The sequence below is a fragment of the Bartonella rattaustraliani AUST/NH4 genome (genome assembly GCF_000312565.1).
GTDB classification, from domain to species: domain Bacteria; phylum Pseudomonadota; class Alphaproteobacteria; order Rhizobiales; family Rhizobiaceae; genus Bartonella; species Bartonella rattaustraliani.
Genome location: NZ_CALW02000091.1, coordinates 1 through 3473, shown reverse-complemented (window position 1 = coordinate 3473; position 3473 = coordinate 1). Strand labels below are relative to the sequence as shown.

1 protein-coding gene is annotated in these 3473 nt (G+C 35.1%); it reads left to right on the top strand.

Annotated features, from left to right (window positions below; all coding sequences use genetic code 11):
- Nucleotides 1–2853 (top strand): type ISP restriction/modification enzyme (locus tag BN67_RS10695; RefSeq protein ID WP_026088292.1); only part of this gene is annotated, 2853 nt, incomplete at its 5' end.
- Nucleotides 2854–3473 lie beyond the last annotated feature (620 nt).

The following is a 3473-nucleotide window of genomic DNA, read 5'->3' as shown; positions in this document are numbered from 1 at the left end:
CAAACAAGCTTCAACTTTATGGCGGCATTCCCTCGTGCCCTTAAAACGGTTCTGATTAAAAGATCGACCCTTTCTGATTATTGGGGCATTTGGGCGAATAATGTTGCTGAAATTGCTCAAAACCATATCAATCATCTTAAAGATATTCTTTCTGATGAGAAAGGCAAAGCGCGGTGTGCTTTTGATGCGTTTCATAAGGAATTAAAGAGCAATTTAAACGACAGTCTTACGCAAGAAGAAGCGCTTGAGATGTTAGGACAACATCTTGTCACGCGTCCCGTGTTTGAAGCCTTGTTTGATGGCAATGAATTTATACAGAACAATAGCATCTCTCAAGCGATGGAAAGGATTTTAGCTGAGTTAGATAAAACCGATATCAAGCAAGAGTCTAAGGAATTACAAGGGTTTTATAACAGTGTGAAATTCCGTGCCTCAGGGATTACCGAACCCCATGCAAGGCAGAACCTTATTATCAAACTCTATGAGGATTTCTTTTCCAAGGCATTTAAGAAAACCACGGATAGGCTTGGAATTGTTTATACCCCCGTTGAGGTTGTTGATTTTATCATTCATTCCGTTGATGATGTGTTGCGCAATGAGTTTGAAACAAGCCTTGGGTCTCGTGATGTTTCTATTCTTGACCCTTTCACTGGAACGGGAACCTTTATCACAAGACTTTTACAATCCAATCTCATCAAACCAGAGGATATGGAATACAAATTCCGTCATGATATTCATGCCAATGAGATTGTTTTACTTGCCTATTACATAGCAGCGATTAACATTGAAACAACCTATCATAGTCTTATGAAAGGGAATTATATACCCTTTAAGCATATTGGTTTGGCTGATACCTTTCAGATGCTTGAAGAGAAAGATTTGCTGCGAGGTATATTCAAAGCAAACAGTGACTATTTAGAACTTCAGAAAAAACTCGATATCAAAGTTATCCTTGGTAATCCTCCTTATTCAGTAGGACAAAAAAGTGAGAATGATAATAATGCAAATGTAGAATATGAAATACTTGATAGAAGTATCCAAAATACGTATGCACTTAAATCTCAAGCAACATTAAAAAGAAATCTCTATGATAGCTATATTCGAGCGATTAGGTGGGCAAGTAATCGCTTAAGTTCCCAAGGTGGTGTTGTAGCTTATATTTCTGGAAATGGATGGATAGATAAAACATTTGCTGATGGCATGCGAAAATGTTTACAGAATGAATATTCTTCTATTTATATTATTAATCTTCGTGGTGATATCCGAAAAAATATAAAATCAAAAGAGCTATCAAAGGAAGGAGGCAATGTCTTTGGTTCTGGAAGCCAAAATGGAATAGCCGTAACGATTTTTGTGCGCAATCCAAATAAAAAACAACCATGTGAAATTTACTATCACGACATTGGTGATAATCTTTCTACCCCAAAAAAACTTGAGATGCTTCAATACTTTGATAGTGTTGGTGGCATCACAAATAAATCGGGTTGGAAAATAATTACACCGGATGAACATGGGGATTGGATTCATCAACGTGATAACAATTTCAAAACATTTTTAGCTATAGGTTATAAAAAAGGTCATGGTAAAAAGCTTTTTGAAACGTTTTCTCTTGGGATTGTAACCAATCGTGATGCTTGGACGTATAACTCAAGCCATGAAACTTTAAAGAATAACATGAGTAATATGATTGCCTTCTATAACAATGAAGTGGAACGATTTAATGATGCTTATTTACACGCTGATCATAAAGCGCGTGAAAAGGTTGTGAATGACTTTATCAATACGGATGAGAGTAAAATTAGCTGGAGTCGTGCTCTTAAACAAGAATTGGCAAAAGAAAAGATTTTTGAATTTGAGACTACATGCCTTACGCAAAGTTTGTATCGTCCATTTACACGACAGTGGCTCTATTATAGTCGTGCCTTTAATGAAATGGTTTACCAAATGCCGCGTATATTCCCTATGGGGAAGGTGGTTGAAAATAGAATAATACAAGTGACAGGTACCGGAACCCAATCGGGTTTTTCTGTACTTATGGCAAAAAGTTTACCTAACCTTGATGTAGTGGATAAAGGTCAATGCTTTCCAAGATATATTTACGAAGATATTACGGTCTTAAAAGATAAAAACAAGAAACAATCCCATTTATTTACAAACTCTATAGAGGAAAACAAAACAGCTGGTATACAGAGGCGTGATGCACTCACTGATGAAGGATTAGCACATTTTAAAGCAGCTTATCCTCATGAAACTATCACTAAAGATGATCTATTCTATTATGTTTACGGTATTTTGCATTCGGAAGATTATCGCACTCATTATGCGCATAATTTATGCAAAGAATTGCCTCGTATCCCTTGTGTGAAAACTGCTGATGATTTTTGGAAGTTTGTGACAGCAGGACGTGAACTGGGTGACTTGCACATGAATTATGAAACTGTAGCCCCTTATCCAGTGACCTTTAAAAAGGGTCATCCAAAATTAACTGATATCCCTAATCCCGAAAAATTCTATTATGTGACTGAAATGAAATTCGCAAAAATTAAGGATAGTAAGGCAAAAGATAAAACCACTGTTATTTATAACAGCAATATCATCATGACAGATATCCCTCTTGAAACTTATGAGTATATCGTCAATGGCAAACCTGCTCTTGAATGGGTTATGGGGCGTCAATGTGTAAAGACCGATAAAAAAAGTGGTATTGTTAATGATGCTAATCGTTATGCCGTTGAGACCATTGGCAACCCTGCTTACCCCTTAGAATTGTTTCAACGGGTTATCACAGTAAGTTTAGAAACCATGAAAATTGTGAGAAACTTACCAACATTAGAAATAAGAGAAACTGAATAACTTATAAGGTATGCTCACATAATGGGTATGATAAACTCATAAGGGGTAAGAGTCTTATAACTATAGTCTATACCTCTCTTGTTAAGTTGCTTACATACAATCTTTAAAAGGATAGTTTATATGCGTTATTCTAAAAAGAAATGATTTGCACTTTTAAACACTCTACTTTGGATTGCTTTAAGGCTTTTCAGAAACCCCTTCCTCTATAAGATCAGATTTTTTTGGATTGCCTTTAAAAGATTATACCGTAATCTGAAATGATAGCTTTATCCTTTTCAAAAGCGTTGTTTAAGAGAGTTATGTATATTCATTTTCTTATATGACTTTATAGGTTTTGAAAGTTCCTAACACCCTCAAAATACCTTCAAAACCCCCTTGTATATATATCATAGATTGTATTTACGTGTTGTGTGTAATATAAGCTGTTTATTTAAAACATTAACCACTTGAAATATAATGACTTTTATTTTTTTGATTGAAAAAAAATATATAAGGGGGGTAAAAGGAACCCTCAAAATCTTCAAAACCTCAAAACTCATAACCATAATGGTCTTGATAGCATCTCTTATGAGTTACAAGCTATCTTTTGAAAGGCTTTAAAAGATCACATGCTTTTCATA